General features: G+C 39.6%; 16 protein-coding genes and 1 riboswitch. All 16 genes read left to right on the top strand.

Annotated elements, in window-relative coordinates:
• Positions 1-300: WXG100 family type VII secretion target (locus T541_RS0112425; RefSeq protein ID WP_026653034.1), on the top strand; the 300-nt coding region annotated here is incomplete at its 5' end.
• A 74-nt stretch (positions 301-374) separates the two neighbouring features.
• Positions 375-740, top strand: coding sequence for a DUF5082 domain-containing protein (locus tag T541_RS0112430; protein ID WP_026653035.1), 366 nt, complete (start codon positions 375-377; stop codon positions 738-740).
• Between the two features lie 18 nt (positions 741-758).
• The gene (locus tag T541_RS0112435; protein WP_026653036.1) at positions 759-1,037 is read left to right on the top strand and encodes a hypothetical protein; all 279 of its coding nucleotides are present in this window, start codon (positions 759-761) and stop codon (positions 1,035-1,037) included.
• A 47-nt stretch (positions 1,038-1,084) separates the two neighbouring features.
• The gene (locus T541_RS0112440) at positions 1,085-6,790 is read left to right on the top strand and encodes a DUF6531 domain-containing protein (protein ID WP_026653037.1); all 5,706 of its coding nucleotides are present in this window, start codon (positions 1,085-1,087) and stop codon (positions 6,788-6,790) included.
• Entirely contained in the window at positions 6,790-7,251 is a 462-nt protein-coding gene (locus tag T541_RS0112445) for a hypothetical protein (protein ID WP_026653038.1), read from the top strand. Before T541_RS0112440 ends, T541_RS0112445 begins: the two co-directional genes overlap by 1 nt.
• Before the next feature lie 15 nt (positions 7,252-7,266).
• Entirely contained in the window at positions 7,267-7,692 is a 426-nt protein-coding gene (locus T541_RS0112450; protein WP_026653039.1) for a hypothetical protein, read from the top strand.
• 352 nt (positions 7,693-8,044) lie between these two features.
• Complete coding sequence (locus tag T541_RS0112460) at positions 8,045-8,521, top strand: hypothetical protein (RefSeq protein WP_026653040.1); 477 nt, start codon at positions 8,045-8,047, stop codon at positions 8,519-8,521.
• Between the two features lie 101 nt (positions 8,522-8,622).
• Positions 8,623-8,841, top strand: coding sequence for a hypothetical protein (locus tag T541_RS0112465; RefSeq protein ID WP_155839519.1), 219 nt, complete (start codon positions 8,623-8,625; stop codon positions 8,839-8,841).
• Positions 8,842-8,944: 103 nt separating this feature from the next.
• Positions 8,945-9,415: a hypothetical protein gene (locus tag T541_RS0112470; protein WP_026653042.1), complete on the top strand. Its 471-nt coding sequence runs from the start codon at positions 8,945-8,947 to the stop codon at positions 9,413-9,415.
• 75 nt (positions 9,416-9,490) lie between these two features.
• Positions 9,491-9,994 (top strand): hypothetical protein, encoded by a 504-nt coding sequence (locus T541_RS0112475; RefSeq protein ID WP_026653043.1) that lies wholly within the window; start codon positions 9,491-9,493, stop codon positions 9,992-9,994.
• A 222-nt stretch (positions 9,995-10,216) separates the two neighbouring features.
• Positions 10,217-10,696, top strand: a complete 480-nt coding sequence (locus T541_RS0112485; RefSeq protein WP_026653045.1) for a hypothetical protein — start codon at positions 10,217-10,219, stop codon at positions 10,694-10,696.
• Positions 10,693-11,604: a hypothetical protein gene (locus T541_RS0112490; RefSeq protein ID WP_026653046.1), complete on the top strand. Its 912-nt coding sequence runs from the start codon at positions 10,693-10,695 to the stop codon at positions 11,602-11,604. The genes T541_RS0112485 and T541_RS0112490 overlap by 4 nt, the downstream gene beginning before the upstream one ends.
• A gap of 213 nt (positions 11,605-11,817) precedes the next feature.
• Complete coding sequence (xylB, locus tag T541_RS0112495) at positions 11,818-13,287, top strand: xylulokinase (RefSeq protein ID WP_026653047.1); 1,470 nt, start codon at positions 11,818-11,820, stop codon at positions 13,285-13,287.
• A gap of 175 nt (positions 13,288-13,462) precedes the next feature.
• Positions 13,463-14,752, top strand: coding sequence for a CapA family protein (locus T541_RS0112500; protein ID WP_026653048.1), 1,290 nt, complete (start codon positions 13,463-13,465; stop codon positions 14,750-14,752).
• 171 nt (positions 14,753-14,923) lie between these two features.
• Positions 14,924-15,041, top strand: a riboswitch (SAM riboswitch).
• A 127-nt stretch (positions 15,042-15,168) separates the two neighbouring features.
• The gene (metK, locus tag T541_RS0112505) at positions 15,169-16,359 is read left to right on the top strand and encodes a methionine adenosyltransferase (protein ID WP_026653049.1); all 1,191 of its coding nucleotides are present in this window, start codon (positions 15,169-15,171) and stop codon (positions 16,357-16,359) included.
• Between the two features lie 180 nt (positions 16,360-16,539).
• Positions 16,540-16,974: a hypothetical protein gene (locus tag T541_RS0112510; protein WP_026653050.1), complete on the top strand. Its 435-nt coding sequence runs from the start codon at positions 16,540-16,542 to the stop codon at positions 16,972-16,974.
• The last annotated feature ends 32 nt before the right edge of the window (positions 16,975-17,006 follow it).

Genomic DNA, 17,006 nt, shown 5'->3' on the forward strand with positions numbered 1-17,006 from the left:
ATGGGAGCAGGAATGATTAAAGGTGATGTTGAACAGATTCAGCAGAGCGCAACAAAGCTTGGAGACTTTTCAACAGAGCTTAACGACACACTTACAAGACTTAGAGGAACAGTAGATGACATCTCAGCTATCACATACGGTACAGCATCTGAGACACTTACATCTACATACTATCAGCTTGATAACGATCTTAAGACATACGTTACAGAGCTTGAGACTCTTTCAAAGAACGTAATGACATCATCAAACAACCTCGAGTCTATCGACGAGGCAGCTTCATCAGGACTTTCTTACAACTAAGAAGTTCTTATCTCACGGCCGTGTCAAAGCGGCTGTGGGGATTACTTGTATTTTAGAAGAAGGAGAAATAATGTATGACAAACGAAGAATACTATGCAAAACAAAAGATGAGAGAAGAATTAGAGAAGCAGAAAGGCTATTATAAGCAGCTGAAGGCTAAACTCGAAGAATGCAGGGATAATATAAGTACTTCGTTAGATAACATACGAACAGGAGTTGAGGAGCCTATAACGGCACCTTACGATCTGTCAGCAGGCGGCGAATTATGGCGTGGAAGTAACTACGACACTGCTGAGTCTGATGCTGGATATATTGGAACAGCAGTCAGTAATTATGATGGAGCTGTTGATAGATTGCTTTGCAAGATTCAAGAAGCTATAGACCAGGTTCAGGAAAAGATAGATGAGATAGATGCTCAGATTGCAGCGCTGGGAATTTAAGGTATAGGAGAAAATGGTATGGGAAACCAGGGAGATATAAAACTTAAAACAGGCAAGTATTCAAAATATGTGGAGAAAATTGATAAGAGTGCAGATGCTATATTGACAGATAAAGAGCCAAAGGAGGCACCAGAGGCATGTAAGCAAAACTGCGTAATACCTGATTATGAATTTGCGGATCAGTCAATGTTTAACACGCTAACAAAGTTTCAGAGCACTATGGATGTGGTGACAAGATTGATGAGAAATGTATTGAATTATCACAAAGGAATTGATCAAGAGGCATCAGGTGGCTGATATTTTAACCGTAAGATTACTATTAAACTAAGTGAGGTATAGCACAAGTGAGTGATAATTCAAATAAATATACAGTAGGAAAAAATGGAGTATACACCACAATACCTGGAGCAGGAGTCCAGTATGTTGGGGGAGAGCAAATTTGGGATCATGAAGTATGCGCCCAGTACTTTCAGGAGTGCCTGGATCAGCTGAAAGCTCTTAATGAGCAGGGCAGTGAGTTGGCTGCAAACTTAATGGAGTTTGTTAATGATGAATCTCATTCTGGATATGAGGCAGAAGCATCAAAGGATTTTGTTTTAAATAAACTTTATCCAACTTTGATTGATATGATACGAGCATCCCAGATCTTACAGGGAAAGATGGTACCACCAGGGTTTGAGGGTAGTGTACCTTTGCTGGATGATTTTATTAATGATCTTTCAGAGAATGAAACTGCAATTTTAAGTGTTGAGAATCTTAAGAAAGTCATTACTGACTTTTCTGAGTATAATAAAAACTTTAAAACAGAGTCTGCTACAATCAAGGAATGGCGTGATACTGCTAATTCGTTGGTTAAAGGATGCATGGTTATTTCTGTGGGAGAGCTTCCAGATCCATCACCTGACCTTGCTCAAAGATATATGGATGAGTTTGTAACAGAAGATGGGAAAGATGGAACTGTTCCAAAGCTTTTAGTTAAGTTCACGGATTTTTTAAATGAGCACGATTGTGATTTTTACAATTGTGAGTTCAATACACTTATCGAGAACATAAACACCAATCTTGATAACTTTAAAGCTGGACTTGGCGATGGCATATATGATCCTGATATCACAGTCGCAAACCTTAATGATATTGAATACATTAAGGGCAGCGACAACGCTGACTATGATGCTTATGTTGACAGCTACAAAAAGTATATTAATGGTGAGGAGCCAAGATCTCAGGTATATAAGTACGACCCTGTAAACATGACAACAGGTAACTTTGTAAGCAGTAAGACAGATCTTACTGTTGGCGGAGCCCATACTATAGTAGTAAAGAGATTCTATAACGCTCAGTCTGATGTTATAGGTGCTCTTGGAAGAGGGTGGACTCTTAACTATGAGCAGCACCTTACAAAGAAAGACGATGAAACTATCACAGTCTTTTATGGTGATGGAAAAGAAGGTTGCTTTAAGAAGACAAATATAGGCAAAGAAGAAGTATTCTTTGAGATCCATGGTGAGCAGGGAACACTTCGAGAATTAGATAACTCTTATCGTCTTTCATACGATGATAACAGCTATATCGATTTTGATAATGAAGGCTATATTACATCCTATGGTGATGGCTTCGGTCAGCATACAACTGTTGATTATGATGTCATCGAAAAAGAGATCGATGGAAAAGTAGAGAAAAAGGCGCTTCCAGTTAAAGTAAGTACCAAAGAGGGAAGTGAACTGGTATTTAAGTATGATGAAATGGGACTTCTTGTAGAAGCCAAAGATCATACTGGAAGAACAGTAAGCTATAAGTATGAAGATCCCAAGGATAAGTACAGACTTACTTCTATTACTGCGCCTGACGGAACAGAAAGAAAGTATTCCTATACAGACAACGGACTTATATATACATCAACAAGACCAGATGGAGTTGTAGGTGTAGTCAATGAGTATGATGATGAAGACAGAGTAATACATCAGGTAATGCCAGATGGCGGTGAGTTTAACTATAGCTATGATGATGAGAAGAACATAACAACAGCCATAGAGCCTAATGGATGTAAGGTTGAGTATCTTTCTGATGAGTTAAAGCGTCATATCGGAACTCGTTACCCTGACTTTGGCATTGAAGAGAAGTTTACTTATAACGACAAGGGATTTAAGACATCCCATACAGACAGAAACGGATATACAACAAGATATACATATGATAACAGAGGCCATCTTACCAGTATCATCGGACCAGAAGGACTCCATGAGTTCTATACCTATGATGCAGATGGTAAGCTTTCAGCAAGAAAAGACTCTGAGGGTAATGTAACCAAGTTTAAGTATGACCTTAATGGTAACCTTTATGCTGTAGTTAATCCATTAAGAGAAAAGGTGACATTCTACTACGATGAGACAGGAAAGGTTATCTCTATCCGTGATGCAGAGAATAAGAGAACAAACCTTACCTATGATGAGCGTGGAAACATCGCGTCCATAACAGATCCAAGTGGTATTACAACAAAGTATGAGTGTGATAGTCTTGGAAGAGTTGTTGCCACAACAGATGCAGAGGGTAACAGAACTACTTACGATATCGATGCTTGCGATAACCTTAAGAGAGTCGTAGACCCAGAAGGAAATGTTACTTCATATGAGTACAATGCTCTTGGTAAAGTATCTGCCATCACAAACCCTGATGGAACCAAGAAGACCTGGGAATACAACGCTATTGGAAAGCCTTCAGCTTATACAGATGAAGATAACAGAACAACACGTGTTTACTATAACCTTTCAGCCAAGGAAGAAAGGATCGTACTTCCAAATAGCGGAAACATAAGCTATGAGTATGACCTTCTTGGTAACCTTACAAAGGTAACAGACCCAGATGGAAGAGTAACAAGCTATACTCATGATAAGGCTGGTAACATCCTTACCATCAAAAAGGCTGATAAGACTATCGAGGCAAATGCCGAAGATGGTGCAATCACTGTATCATCATATACATATGACGGTCTTGGAAGGATCAAGACAGAGACTGATGGTAACGGCAATGTAACATCATATGAGTATGATAATAACGGTAACATCACAAAGGTAACAGATCCTAACGGTGGTGTTATTGCAAGAGAGTATGACAAGGCAGGAAGACTTGTAAAAGAAATCGATGCTGCTGATAGAGAGACTCTCTATACATACGATAAGAACGGAAACAGAAAGACAACTACTGATCCTAATGGTGTAGTAACAGAGAACACCTATAAGGACAATAGGCTTGTTAAGATCGTTCAGAAGGCTGGAGATGAGGAACACCTTGTAGGAAGCTATGAGTATGACAGCCTTGGAAGAGTTAAGAGTGAGACTCAGGCAGATGGCTTTGTGGTATCAATGGAATACACAAAGACAGGACGTATTTCAAAGGTTACTGGTTCGAATGGCAGGACAGTATCTTACAAGTATGATGTTCGCGGAAGATTGGCTGAGATAAATGATGCAGGTAAGATCACTAAGAATACTTACACAGGAACAGGAAGGCTACAGAGCGTAACAGATGCTCTTGGAAACAGAACGGAGTATACATACAATGAACTTGACCTTCTTACAAAGGTTGAGAGATTTGGTGATGAAGAAACTACTGCAGATGAGAACGGTAACTTCCCTAAGGTTGATAATAACGGTCATGTAACAATCAATGAATATAGCCTTGCAGGAAATCTCCTTTCTATCACTGATGCTCTTGGTCAGAAGGATACTTATACTTATGACGTTCTTGGTAACGTTAAGAGCCATATTGACCGTGACGGCTATGAAACAGTATATACAAGGGATAACAATGGTAACGTAACAGGAGTTAACTATGCTGATGGTAAGAGTGTAAAGATGCAGTATAACGCTCTTAACATACTTCAGGAAGTTAAGGATCACCTTGGTCTTACCAAGATTGAGAGCGACATCCTTGGAAGAACTGTATCCGTAACAGACTATAAGGGAAGAACAGTTGGCTATGAGTATGGCCCTTATGATAATGAGAGCGCCATCATCTATCCTGATGGAAAGAGGGCAGAGTATACCTACGATGCCTTTGGAAGACTAGATAGTCTAACTGATGGAACTTCAGATAAGCCTATCACATACACTTATGATGCTGCAGGAAGACTTTCTGGAAAGAGCTTCCCTAATGGAGTTAAGACAGCTCTTGATTACTATCAGGGCGGACTTCTTAAGTCCATGACAAGCACTGATACTCAGGGGATCATCGATAAGTATGTCTATAACTATGAAAAAGAGACATCACTTGTTACAGATATCGAGAGAAACAGACGTGGAATGGATGCTGTTTCTGGTACATATCACTATGAGTATGATGATCTTGGAAGACTTACAAAGAGTACATTAAATGGTAACCTCAGAGCAGAGTATAAGTATGATGCCTTCGGTAACAGAACAGAGATGACTGAAGCTGATACAAAGACATCTTATGAGTACGATGCCCTCGACAGACTTACAAGATCCATTGTTAGAGATTCTTCAAACAATGAGACAAGTAACATCTATTCATATGACAGGAGAGGTAACCAGGTAGCCCTTACTTCTGGTGATATCATCAAGAAGACCTTCAAGTATGATGCGATGGGCAAGATGACTCATGCAACAGATACAGAAAAGGGTGATATCTCTTATACATACAATGGTCTTGGATTCAGGGTTGAATCAGTACGTCCTGAAGAGAAGATTGAATATCTTTGCGATCTTTCAAAGGATTACTATAACCTTCTTGAAAGAACAGTAAATGGTGAAACAGAGAGTTTCATCTACGATAACAACGTTGTAAGTATGAATAGGGGCGGAAGTAATTACTACTACCTCCAGGATGAACTTGGAAGTACAATGTATCTTACCGGTACAGATGGCCTTACAGTTGATGCCTATGCTTATGATGACTTTGGTAGAAGGGTAGATCCATACACAGGTAAGCTAAGAAACAGACTCGGCAAAGAAAACAAATCCCATGCTTACACTAAGAATGGAAACATCATTCAGCCATTTGCATTCACTGGATACCAGGAAGATGAAGTATCAGAACTTAACTTTGCTCAGGCAAGATACTATGATCCAAACGCTGGCAGATTCAATGGTGAAGATAAAGTTAGAGGATTTATAGAAGCTCCAGAAACCCTTAACCACTATGAATACTGTTGGAATAACCCATTATCATTTATAGACTTAGATGGTAATTGGGGAAAGATTGTAAAATGGTTTGATGAGCACCCTAAGATTGTTGGAGGTATATTGGTAGGTGCAGCTATAGCTGGTGGTGTGGCACTAACTGTATGCACTGGTGGAGCTGCGGCCCCTCTTGTTGCAGCAGCTGCGGGAGCAGCTACGTCTGCAGCAGCTGATTTAGGAATGCAATTAATTACGTCAGATACTGGAAAAATATCGACAACTAAAATTGATTGGGCTTCAGTTGGTGCTTCAGCTGTTTCTGGCGCAGTGACTGGATATTTTGGATCTGCGATAGGAGATTTGGGTAAAGGAGTTACGAAATTGATGTCTGGAAGCGGAAGTAAAGTAGTGTCTGCTCTTGCTAGACCAGCAGGCGCTGCTTTGGCAGGGGTTGTCGAGGGTACTCTTGATACTGCAGTGGATACCTTTGTAAAAGCTGGTTCAAGTATATTATTCGGAACCAAGTGTCCTACAGGAAAGGACGTGGTTGAGCATTTTGTTACGTCTTCACTCTTTTCGACGATTGGACATTGGGGAGATACTGTAGATGAAGACGCACTAGTAAGAAAACGTATGGGCGGCTATACAGATGATAGTACTCTTACCACTGCAGACCAGATAAAAAATAAGATTAATGATTTGAAGCGAATGATAGAGAATGACGATGGTTGTACTAAAGTTATAGGTGAACGTATTGCAAAGCTCGAAGAAAGGCTTAAGCTTGTTGAAAAAGTGGCCAAAGATGTAGTTAAAGGGCAAACAGTGTCTGGAGCGACAAAGGATGTTGTTTCCGACGTATATAATTACATGGATCCTTTTGGACAGGGTGATGTAGAAGAAGGTGTATGTTGATGGAAAGCTTTGAACTCACGATGAAATATCGCCTTTTTGGTTTTATATTTGGACCTATTTTTGTACTTGTATTTTTGGCCCTTACTATATCTTCAATAGTTTTATGCGTTACGGATGGAGGCTGGATAGCTGTTTTTGGAATTGCATGTTTCTTCATTTTTATGACGATTTCAATTTATGGTTTTATTAGTTTTCTTTCATATTTTGAAAAGATTAGCGTAGAAAACAATGTAGTAACTATTTCTATTGCTGGTAAGGAGAGATATAGCTTTAAAATAAATGATGTATCTAAAATTGTTTTTTCTTATCATTCAAATAAAGGAATTAGATCCGAAGTTACAACTATATTCATTGGTGATAAGAAAATATGGCTGCCTGAACATCCTAGTGAATATTTCAAAAACTATCATCAATGGAAGAATTTCGTGTTAAAATCTGGAGTAAAAGTCGAACATGCGTGAAGAAGGAAAGTAAAAATGCGCGATATGGTTTTTAAAGAAAACACAAAAGAGGCATACAGAAGAGTTCGGATTGCTACAGTTGCTGTTGTGTGCGGATTGTCGGGATCTTGTTTTATGTATTTAAAAGGAGAGAGTTTAATAGAGACAATCATTAATTATCTCAGCTTTTTTTCTGGTATATCTTTTATTACTATAATTGTTTTGTTTGCTTTAAGGAATAAGATTGTTGTTGTTGGCAATAAGATGAAAATCTATAGGGGTATATTTCACAAAACTATTATTTTGGATGACGTCACCAAATGTATTGATGAAGAAAACAAGCTTGTTTTACTAGTTGGCGGTAATGAGATAGTAGTTGATATTAACTTATTTCAGGATCCAGATGGCATACGAGAAGTTGTTAAGGCAAATGGAATTGCTATAGAAAGAATGTATAGTTAATGACATTTCATACAGAGACAAAATAAGTAAGGCAGGTAATATGAAGATGAAATCCATATTACCTGTCGCTTTTTTATAAAAGGGTTGAAGTAAAAGGTGAGGAGTTAACCATAAGGATGCTTTTCCACCAAAAAAGTGTTCTGAAGGTTTCGGATATTAAAGAATATGCTTTTTGAAACTCACTATAAAATTGGAAAAGATATAAATATGATTGTCGTGAAATTTGACAGTAAAACTTTCATTCTACAGGATACATTTACGAAGAATTTCGATTTATTCGCGAAGTATCTTCGCCAGAATGCAACTGTTAAGCCTATTTCACCACGTAAATGAATGGAGTTACGAGAAAATAATGTTTTGTATCACTGGCAATAAAATAATGCGATTTACCCATATTTTTATTTCGCTTTGCATGGTAGGTGTAATGAGCTTTTTGGTCTTTGTTATGATAAAGTTTGTTCCGACATGTTTTCCTTCTAAAAGAGAGGCTTTGGTGGTATATGGGATAGGAGTAGCTTGCGGGCTGGTATCCATAAGCCTTAATAATCTATTGATTCATATGGCATTCGATAAAACAAACATAGATGGAAATCAAATTGTTGTAAGAACATTCTATGGAAAGCAGTGGGAATATGACTTATCAGATATCAGTAAATGGAGTATAGCGAGAAAACATTTCAGGACTTATTGGGATAATGTTATAACTGTGCATGTTGGAAAGAAGTATCTTGATTTCAATCAGCTCTATCATACCAACTTTGATGAGTTTTGGGATTATCTTGAAAAGCATTGCCCTGAAAAGCAAGTTGATATTATAAATCATTGGTAAAAAACCATGAAACAAGGCAGATGATGCTTTTGGAGCCATAGCATAACATGATATTTCATAGATTTGATGAATTGGCCACTCTGTTTGAGGATGACTATCCAATGAATCAAGAGTGGACTACGCTTGAAAAATTTAGATATCTGGATGAATGCTACAAGGATGTATGCAAATATGAAGGAGACGAATTAAGAGAGTTTCTAATGAAGATGGCAGCAGAATATGGGAAAGCCTTATTATCTCTGCCACATATGAAGTTAGAATGGAATGAAGAAAATTCTAGCCTAATGGTGGTAAGCAGTGATTTAAAGTGTTATTGGTAGAAATAGAATGCTTAGAACAAGAAGAATAAATGATATCTAATATTCTGAATATTTAGTAATCGAAAATGATAAGCAATTTAAATAGTACATAGAGTAAGTGACGATGGAAAAAGGGATAAAATTTGAGCTAAAACCAAATAATTATGCGATAACATATAGTGTTATCTTTTTTGTTGGAGCAGTAGCATCTTTTTTTCTTTTGCTTGATTTTATATTGGGGATAACTAGAGAAAACAAAATTGATGAAATAATTATTGTATCTCTCATTCTTGGAGCAAGTAGCCTATTCTGTTTAGTGTATGGTATTTCTATGTTGACACCAATAGTAAATGTGTGTGGAGATATTATAACTATAAAACATCTGAAGAGGATAGAAACTATTAACGTTCATGAGATAGAATATATTGAAAGCGAAACGCGATATCGTATTGGCAGAGTTTCACATCTTATGCTGATCAGAAGCCAAAAGAGAGGATTATCGTTGCAGGATACTTTTATAACCAATTACGAAGTATTTGTAGAGTATCTAAAAGCAAATGTTGATAGTGAAAAGTGCAAAATAGTTATTAGCTGATAGAAAAAGAGGAATCCAAGCTAAAGAAAGAATTATTATTTGAGTAAGAATCGTGGAATAAATTGGAGAAAAACAATGAGATTTAAAGTGACAGGGTCAAAAGCAGCAAGGATTTTCTATACTTTATTAGCGGTTGGATTGCTTGGATATATTTTTTTTGATGTATATGTGATGGTCAGAGTGCTTCCTGACTTACGTTTTGATCGTCAATTTACCATTCTGACTTATTCGGTTGGAGTAATATCGGGATTTGTTTTGGCTGTGTTTGATATTTATATTCTTCATAGGGTATTTGACGAGATAACGGTATATAAACGCCAGATTGTAGTGAAAAGATTATTCAGAAAAGAAATCGAATTTGATAAAGAAGACATCAAAAAATGGTGTATTACTATGAATCATGTTAGATATTATTGGACTTCAGTGATAACTATATCAATTGGAAGAAAATATGTAGATCTAGATTATAGAGTACATGAGAATTTTGACGAGATGGAAAAATATCTTGAAAAGTACTGTCCTGAAAAAAGAGTTGATAGCATAGTACAAGGATGCTTTTCCACCAAAAAAGTGTTCTGAAGGTTTCGGATATTAAAGAATATGCTTTTGAAACTCACTATAAAATTGGAAAAGATGTACATATGATTGTCGTAAAGTTTGACAATAAAACATTCATTCTTCAGGATACATTTACGAAGAATTACGACTTGTTTGCAAAGTATCTTATTAAGAATGCGAATCCTAAGCCTATTTCACCGCGTAAATAAATGGAACTATAGATATATTTATTGAGGCACTAATATGAACGGAAGTAATGAAAGAAAATCATTTATAGTTAAGCCAAGTGCTACAGCCTATGGTTATAGCGCTTTGCTTTGCGTGGGAAGCTTAGTGTGTATGATATTTCTTTTCAATGAGCTGAGAAATCCTCCACGAAATTATACGCAAAGTGATATGGCAATAATAGCTATGCTCTTTGGGGTTGCGGCATTGCTCCTTCTTGCCTTTGCTGCGTTGCCAATATATAAAAGCGTTTTAGTAGAAGGTGATAAATTGACGATAAAGAAGTTCAATAAGCCCGTTGAGATTAGTGTTAAAGACATATCTTTTCTGGCAACAGAAACAAAGTACAGGATCGGAAAAACAATTTGTATGATAGTGATAAGATATGGCAAAAAAGAACTGATACTACAGGATACGTTCACAAATAACTTCTTTATATTTCAGGAATACCTTATTGAATCAGTAGATCGATCTAAGTGTGAAGTGGTAGAACAATGAAGAAATACACATTTAAACAACTAAATATATATCTTTTACTTATGTACCTGGTGTCAGGTCTGCTGATGGCACTGGCTCTCTTTGTGTACACCAGGTTCTTGGATAACTGGTGCATAGAGCATAAGGATGAGATTCATAAGTATCCTGGCAAGGTTACGGCTTGTTATCCCAAGAATCCATCTCATGGACAACCCTTTAACATTGAGATAGATCTTTCTAACGGTAGACATGTTCTCATTGTGGATAATGACAAGATGAAGGGAAGCGTGCTGGTATATGCATATGAAAGCGGAGCTGTGAATTACTATACCTTCACTGAACGAACATTGGCGGCGAAGGTAAATGGGGCGCAGCGTAGATTTGTGGTGTTCTTAATTGTGATATTGGCGTTGGTTCCGCTGGCAATATACCTGTGGCTGATTAGGACCAGGCGCAGTAATGAATCCTTGAATGAGTTTGTTTATGGGAAAAGCTATAAGGTTGAAATTCTTGATTTTAGTAATGCCATGAACAAGCCTCTTAACGAGGTATTTAGAGATTGCATCATTGGTGAGTTAAATGAGTATCTGATACTAAAGGGCGGTTTTCTTGGAAATACTCTGGTGAAAGAAAGTAGCTCTTTTGACGAATTCATGGAATTCCACAGCCAGTTCATAGCTGAAAAAAGGAAAATGCCCACCAAGATCTTGAAGATTCTCTGGATCATAAAGATGGAAAACGTTGACGATTCGGCATTACAAAAACTTGAAGATCATCTATTCGCCGACAAGGTAACCAGTACCTATGTTGGCGCAATCCAGGCAGTTCTTGTAGACAAATCTACAGGCAAAGCATACTTTGGTGGCATGCACGAGAACGGAAAGACAGCACTTTACAAGGAGACGTTTAAGATTTTATCCAATGTTTGAAAGATATAGTGAGCCTACGGTAAGAGGCGACAGCTTTCTTTGCTGACGTAAGCGTTAACGCTGGAGGGAAAAGCGCTGTAACTGCAATATTTAGTGAGTATTAAGCAAAATCTGAAGTGATAAACCTATATGGAAAAGATATAATTAAAGGCGTAATATGTAATTATTGCGCCTTATTTTTGTGGAAAGGCGCTGATTATAAGGAGGTCAGGTATGCTTTATATAGGTGTAGATTTGGGGACATCATCCGTTAAGCTTGTGCTTATGGATGAGACGGGTAAGATTCATGGAACAGTCACAAGGGAGTATCCTTTATACTTCCCACAGCCAGGCTGGTCTGAGCAGAAGCCAGAGGACTGGTATACACAGGCAATCGAGGGCCTTAAGGAGCTTCTTAAGGATGCAGACAAGTCTCAGGTTGCAGGTATCAGCTTCGGTGGCCAGATGCACGGTCTTGTAATCCTTGATGAGAACGACAACGTTATCCGCCCAGCAATTCTCTGGAACGACGGTAGAACTCAGAAGCAGGTGGATTACCTCAACGGAGAGATCGGCAAGGAGACACTTTCCAAGTACACAGCTAACATCGCATTTGCAGGCTTCACAGCTCCTAAGATCCTTTGGGTAAAAGAGAATGAGCCTGAGAACTTCGGTAAGATCAAGAAGATCATGCTTCCTAAGGACTATCTTGCTTACAAGCTTTCTGGAACATTCTGCACAGACTATTCAGATGCTTCAGGAATGCTCCTTCTTGATGTGCAGAATCGTAAGTGGAGCAAGGAGATGTGTGACATCTGCGGAATCACAGAGGATATGCTTCCACAGCTCTTCGAGAGTTTTGAGAAGGTTGGCACACTGAAGGCTGATCTGGCAAAAGAGCTAGGTCTTTCAGAAAACGTAGTTATTGCGGCAGGTGCTGGTGACAACGCGGCAGCAGCTGTTGGAACAGGTACAGTTGGTAATAACAAGTGCAACATCTCTCTTGGAACAAGTGGAACAATCTTCATGTCAGCTGATTCCTTCGCAGTAGATAGCAACAACGCACTTCACTCATTTGATCATGCTGATGGACACTTCCATCTCATGGGATGTATGCTCAGTGCTGCAAGTTGCAACAAGTGGTGGAACGATGAAATCCTTAAGACTAAGGACTACGCAGCAGAGCAGAAGGGAATTGAGAAGCTTGGTGAGAACCACGTATTCTTCCTTCCATATCTTATGGGCGAGAGATCTCCTTGGAACAATCCTAATGCTCGTGCTACATTCACAGGTATCACAATGGATACAACAAGAGAGGACATGACACAGGCAGTTCTTGAAGGCGTTGCTTTTGCAACAAGAGATATGTACGAGGTTGCTAAGTCAATCGGCGTAGCTCCTAAGCGCACAATGATCTGCGGCGGTGGTGCTAAGAGCCCACTTTGGAGAAAGATGATCGCTAACATCCTCAACGTAGAAGTTGATGTTCCTGTATGCGAAGAGGGTCCTGGAATGGGTGGTGCTATGCTAGCTATGGTAGCTTGCGGAGCTTATGCTTCTGTAGAAGATGCTGCAGCAGCTATCGTTAAGGTAGACAAGACTGAGAAGCCAGATCCAGAGCTCGTTGCTAAGTACGAAGCTAGATATCAGCAGTTCAAGACTCTTTACCCAGCTCTTGCTGATACATTTGATAAGATTATCTGATGATTGTAGAATTGAAGTAACGACTATTGCCGTGAGACAATTCGAGATTCACCAAGCATTATAAAGATTTATACGAGACTCACTGCAAAGTTTTTTGCAGTGAGTTTTTTATTGGGTTTGTACTAATTGGTACAGGAGTTGTTAAAAGAAATATCTTATGAGAGATAGTAAATTAATGAATAAAAGAACAGGGATTCTGATAGCTCTTTTGCTGACTAATTGCATAGTGGGTTGTAGTTCGACGCCTGAGGAAGTTGTGGCTGGAGCGGAAGGTTCAGAAGCTTCTACTGTGCTTGAGAATTCTAGTATATCTTCTGATTCTAGTACACTGGCGGAATCAAGTGAGTCTACAGATACACAAATATCAGGAACTGAATTGGAGTCAGATGCCGATACACAGGCGAGCGCAGAAGTAACCCTAATCATGGTTGGCGACATTTTACTTCACGACCCTATCGAGAAGGTGGCAAAGGATGAAGCTGGTAATTACAACTATGACTTCATTTTTGAGCACATGAAAGATGATATCTCCGCTGCAGACATTGCTCTGGTTAACCAGGAGGTTATCATCGGCGGCCAGGACCTTGGTGTGTCTGGGTATCCAGCTTTTAATGCCCCATTTGAGATTGGCGACGCCTTGGTAAATACAGGCTTTGACGTGGTATGTCACGCCACCAATCACAGTCTTGATAAGGGTAAAAGAGGAATCGTTAATTGCTATGATTACTGGCAGCAGAACCACCCTGAGATAACGGTGGTGGGCCTTAATGGCGACGAGAGCGATTACGAGAACATCGATATTATTGAAAAGGACGGGATTCGGATTGCAATACTTAACTATACCTACGGCACCAATGGGATTTCTTTTCCCTCAGATATGCCCCACGCAGTGGACATGTTGGAGGAAGCTAAGGTGGAAAAAGACCTTGCGTACGCAGAAGAGAACGCCGACTTCACCATTGTATGTCCGCACTGGGGGACAGAATATAGCCTTGGAACAGATTCCTCTCAGAAGAAGTGGACTGAAATCTTCAGGGCTGGAGGTGCAGATCTGGTGATAGGAACTCATCCTCATGTGATAGAGCCCATAGAGATGCTGGAAGACGATGAACAGGGCATTACTAACAACCATGGCGGCGGAGATATGCTTGTTTACTATTCTCTTGGGAACTTTGTCAGCTGGACTTCTTCCTCTGGAAGCGGAATCGCCAATAGAAATGTGGGCGGAATGGCCATGGTCACTATCGAAAGAGGCGCTGATGGAGAGGTGGTCATAAAAGACCATTCGGTAAAAGCTTTGGTGTGCCATGATACCAGCGCAGAACGAGGCGTCACAGTTTATCCCCTTTCAGAATATTCTGAAGAACTTGCCGGGGAGAATGAGATTCGCTTTCAAGATAGCTCTTTTACCATGAAATATTGCGTCGAGCTCTGCGACAAGATCTGGGGAGAGCTCTGGAAATAGAATGTAGCAAGATGCAGTAAATGCCTGATGGTCATGGGCATTGTTCATCAGGTTTTTAGAATGTTTAATATGATATTTAGACAAAAATTATCATTTGCCCTATTGATTTTATTAGGAACATAGTTTATTATCAAATTCGATATTCGAGAGAATATTGTTACAATTGAAATTCTCTTATTCAGAGTGGTGGAGGTACATAGGACCTGTGAAGCCACGGCAACCCCTTGAGTATTCAGGAAGGTGCCAACCTGAGCGTGCAGTTCCATTTTTGGAATACGAGCAATAAGAGGATCTGATACGATAATCAGCTCCGTTTGTTTTGTTAGTGCACGCAACAAAATAAACGGAGTTTTTTTCGAGTTATGGCGAAGCAATTTCGAGTCTGCCATAACGAGACGAGAAAAGAAAGGACAAATATGGATAAGTTTATTTTCACATCCGAATCAGTAACAGAAGGACACCCAGACAAAATTTGTGATAACATCTCTGATGCTATCCTTGATGCTTGCATGGAGCAGGATCCAATGAGCCGTGTAGCTTGCGAGACAGCAGCTTGCACAGGTTTCGTTCTTATCACAGGTGAGATCACAACTAAGGCTCACGTTGACTATGCTAAGATCGCTCGTGAGACAATCAAAGAGATTGGCTACGATGATTCAGCTAAGGGCTTTGATGGTAACACATGTGCAGTACTCGTAGCACTTGATCAGCAGTCAGCTGATATCGCTATGGGCGTTGACAAGGCTCTTGAGGCTAGAGAGAACCAGATGACAGATGAGCAGCTTGAAGCTATCGGTGCTGGTGACCAGGGTATGATGTTCGGTTACGCTACAAACGAGACTGACGACTACATGCCATACGCAATCAGCCTTGCACACAAGCTTACTAAGAAGCTTACAGAGGTTCGTAAGAACGGCACACTTCCATACCTTAGAGCAGATGGAAAGAGCCAGGTTTCAGTTGAGTATGATGAGAATGGTAAGGTTAAGAGACTTGAGGCTATCGTTATCTCAACTCAGCACGATGAGAAGGTTACACAGGAGCAGATCCACACAGATATCAGAAAGCACGTTATCGATGCAGTAGTTGATCTTGCACTTGTTGATGACAATACAAAGATCTATATCAACCCAACAGGCCGTTTCGTAATCGGTGGACCTCAGGGTGATGCTGGTCTTACAGGTCGTAAGATCATCGTTGATACTTATGGTGGAGCAGCTCGTCACGGCGGCGGAGCATTCTCTGGTAAGGACTGCACAAAGGTTGACCGTTCTGCAGCTTACGCAGCAAGATACGTTGCTAAGAATATCGTAGCAGCAGGTCTTGCAGACAGAGCAGAGATCCAGCTTTCATACGCTATCGGTGTTGCACAGCCTACATCAATTCTTGTAGATACATTTGGTACAGGTAAGGTTTCTGATGAGAAGCTTACAGAGGCAGTTCGTAAGGTATTCGACCTTCGTCCAGCTGGTATCATCAAGATGCTCGACCTTCGTCGTCCTATCTACAAGCAGACAGCAGCTTACGGTCACTTCGGACGTAACGATCTTAACCTTCCTTGGGAGCAGACTAACAAGGTAGAAGAGCTTAAGGCAGCTGTACAGTAATTCAATATTTGAGTTATTTGGCGCCAGCGATTTTGCTGGCGCTTTTCTTTTGGGCAGATGTTGGATGTAGCTAGATGTGGCGCGTCTTAGAGATGTTTTTTGAATGGTGTGAGATTTTTTGCATACGATGTGCAACATTCTCTGGATTACATCTGTATGAATAGTATAGGAGATGAGAACATGGGAAATAAATTGCCTTATATATATAGAAAACCAAATAAAGCCGGAAGCACACCTATTCTTCTGGTATTTCTGACTCCGGTAGCAGGTCATATAATTGGCTTTTTGTATTGGGTGGTAAGACTTATTGCCACAATCCTATTTGGAGGCGGTGAGTATGCAGGAATTAAGATTCTTACCTTGTATCCAATGCAGGCCGTAGTCATTGGCATGATAATGGCTGGAGTCTTATCCATTCCAACATTCATCTTTGTTTTAAAGCAAAAGATGGAACTGGACAGTAACCGTGCTGCTTCATTTTTTGAACCAACATATTTGGAAAAGCTTAAAAGTCAAGGATTAATAGCTCTTGTACTTGCAAGTGTCTACATGGTTTTATCATTGTTAATAGCTATTTTTTATGGCGTTGGAAGCATGAAGCTATTTTTCGGATAAGTAGATCGCAAGTGTTGAAAATGGCGAAGAAT

It is taken from the genome of Butyrivibrio proteoclasticus P6B7, assembly GCF_000622085.1.
GTDB lineage: Bacteria > Bacillota > Clostridia > Lachnospirales > Lachnospiraceae > Butyrivibrio > Butyrivibrio proteoclasticus_A.

Bases quoted from the DNA above. Each gene is read 5' to 3' on its own strand.
- T541_RS0112470 (WP_026653042.1), top strand. From the start codon at position 8,945: ATGGAAAAAGGGATAAAATTTGAGCTAAAACCAAATAATTATGCGATA.
- T541_RS0112510 (WP_026653050.1), top strand. From the start codon at position 16,540: ATGGGAAATAAATTGCCTTATATATATAGAAAACCAAATAAAGCCGGA.
- T541_RS0112460 (WP_026653040.1), top strand. From the start codon at position 8,045: ATGTTTTGTATCACTGGCAATAAAATAATGCGATTTACCCATATTTTT.
- T541_RS0112500 (WP_026653048.1), top strand. From the start codon at position 13,463: ATGAATAAAAGAACAGGGATTCTGATAGCTCTTTTGCTGACTAATTGC.
- xylB (WP_026653047.1), top strand. From the start codon at position 11,818: ATGCTTTATATAGGTGTAGATTTGGGGACATCATCCGTTAAGCTTGTG.
- T541_RS0112475 (WP_026653043.1), top strand. From the start codon at position 9,491: ATGAGATTTAAAGTGACAGGGTCAAAAGCAGCAAGGATTTTCTATACT.
- T541_RS0112485 (WP_026653045.1), top strand. From the start codon at position 10,217: ATGAACGGAAGTAATGAAAGAAAATCATTTATAGTTAAGCCAAGTGCT.
- T541_RS0112435 (WP_026653036.1), top strand. From the start codon at position 759: ATGGGAAACCAGGGAGATATAAAACTTAAAACAGGCAAGTATTCAAAA.
- T541_RS0112450 (WP_026653039.1), top strand. From the start codon at position 7,267: ATGCGCGATATGGTTTTTAAAGAAAACACAAAAGAGGCATACAGAAGA.
- T541_RS0112430 (WP_026653035.1), top strand. From the start codon at position 375: ATGACAAACGAAGAATACTATGCAAAACAAAAGATGAGAGAAGAATTA.
- metK (WP_026653049.1), top strand. From the start codon at position 15,169: ATGGATAAGTTTATTTTCACATCCGAATCAGTAACAGAAGGACACCCA.
- T541_RS0112465 (WP_155839519.1), top strand. From the start codon at position 8,623: ATGAATCAAGAGTGGACTACGCTTGAAAAATTTAGATATCTGGATGAA.
- T541_RS0112445 (WP_026653038.1), top strand. From the start codon at position 6,790: ATGGAAAGCTTTGAACTCACGATGAAATATCGCCTTTTTGGTTTTATA.
- T541_RS0112490 (WP_026653046.1), top strand. From the start codon at position 10,693: ATGAAGAAATACACATTTAAACAACTAAATATATATCTTTTACTTATG.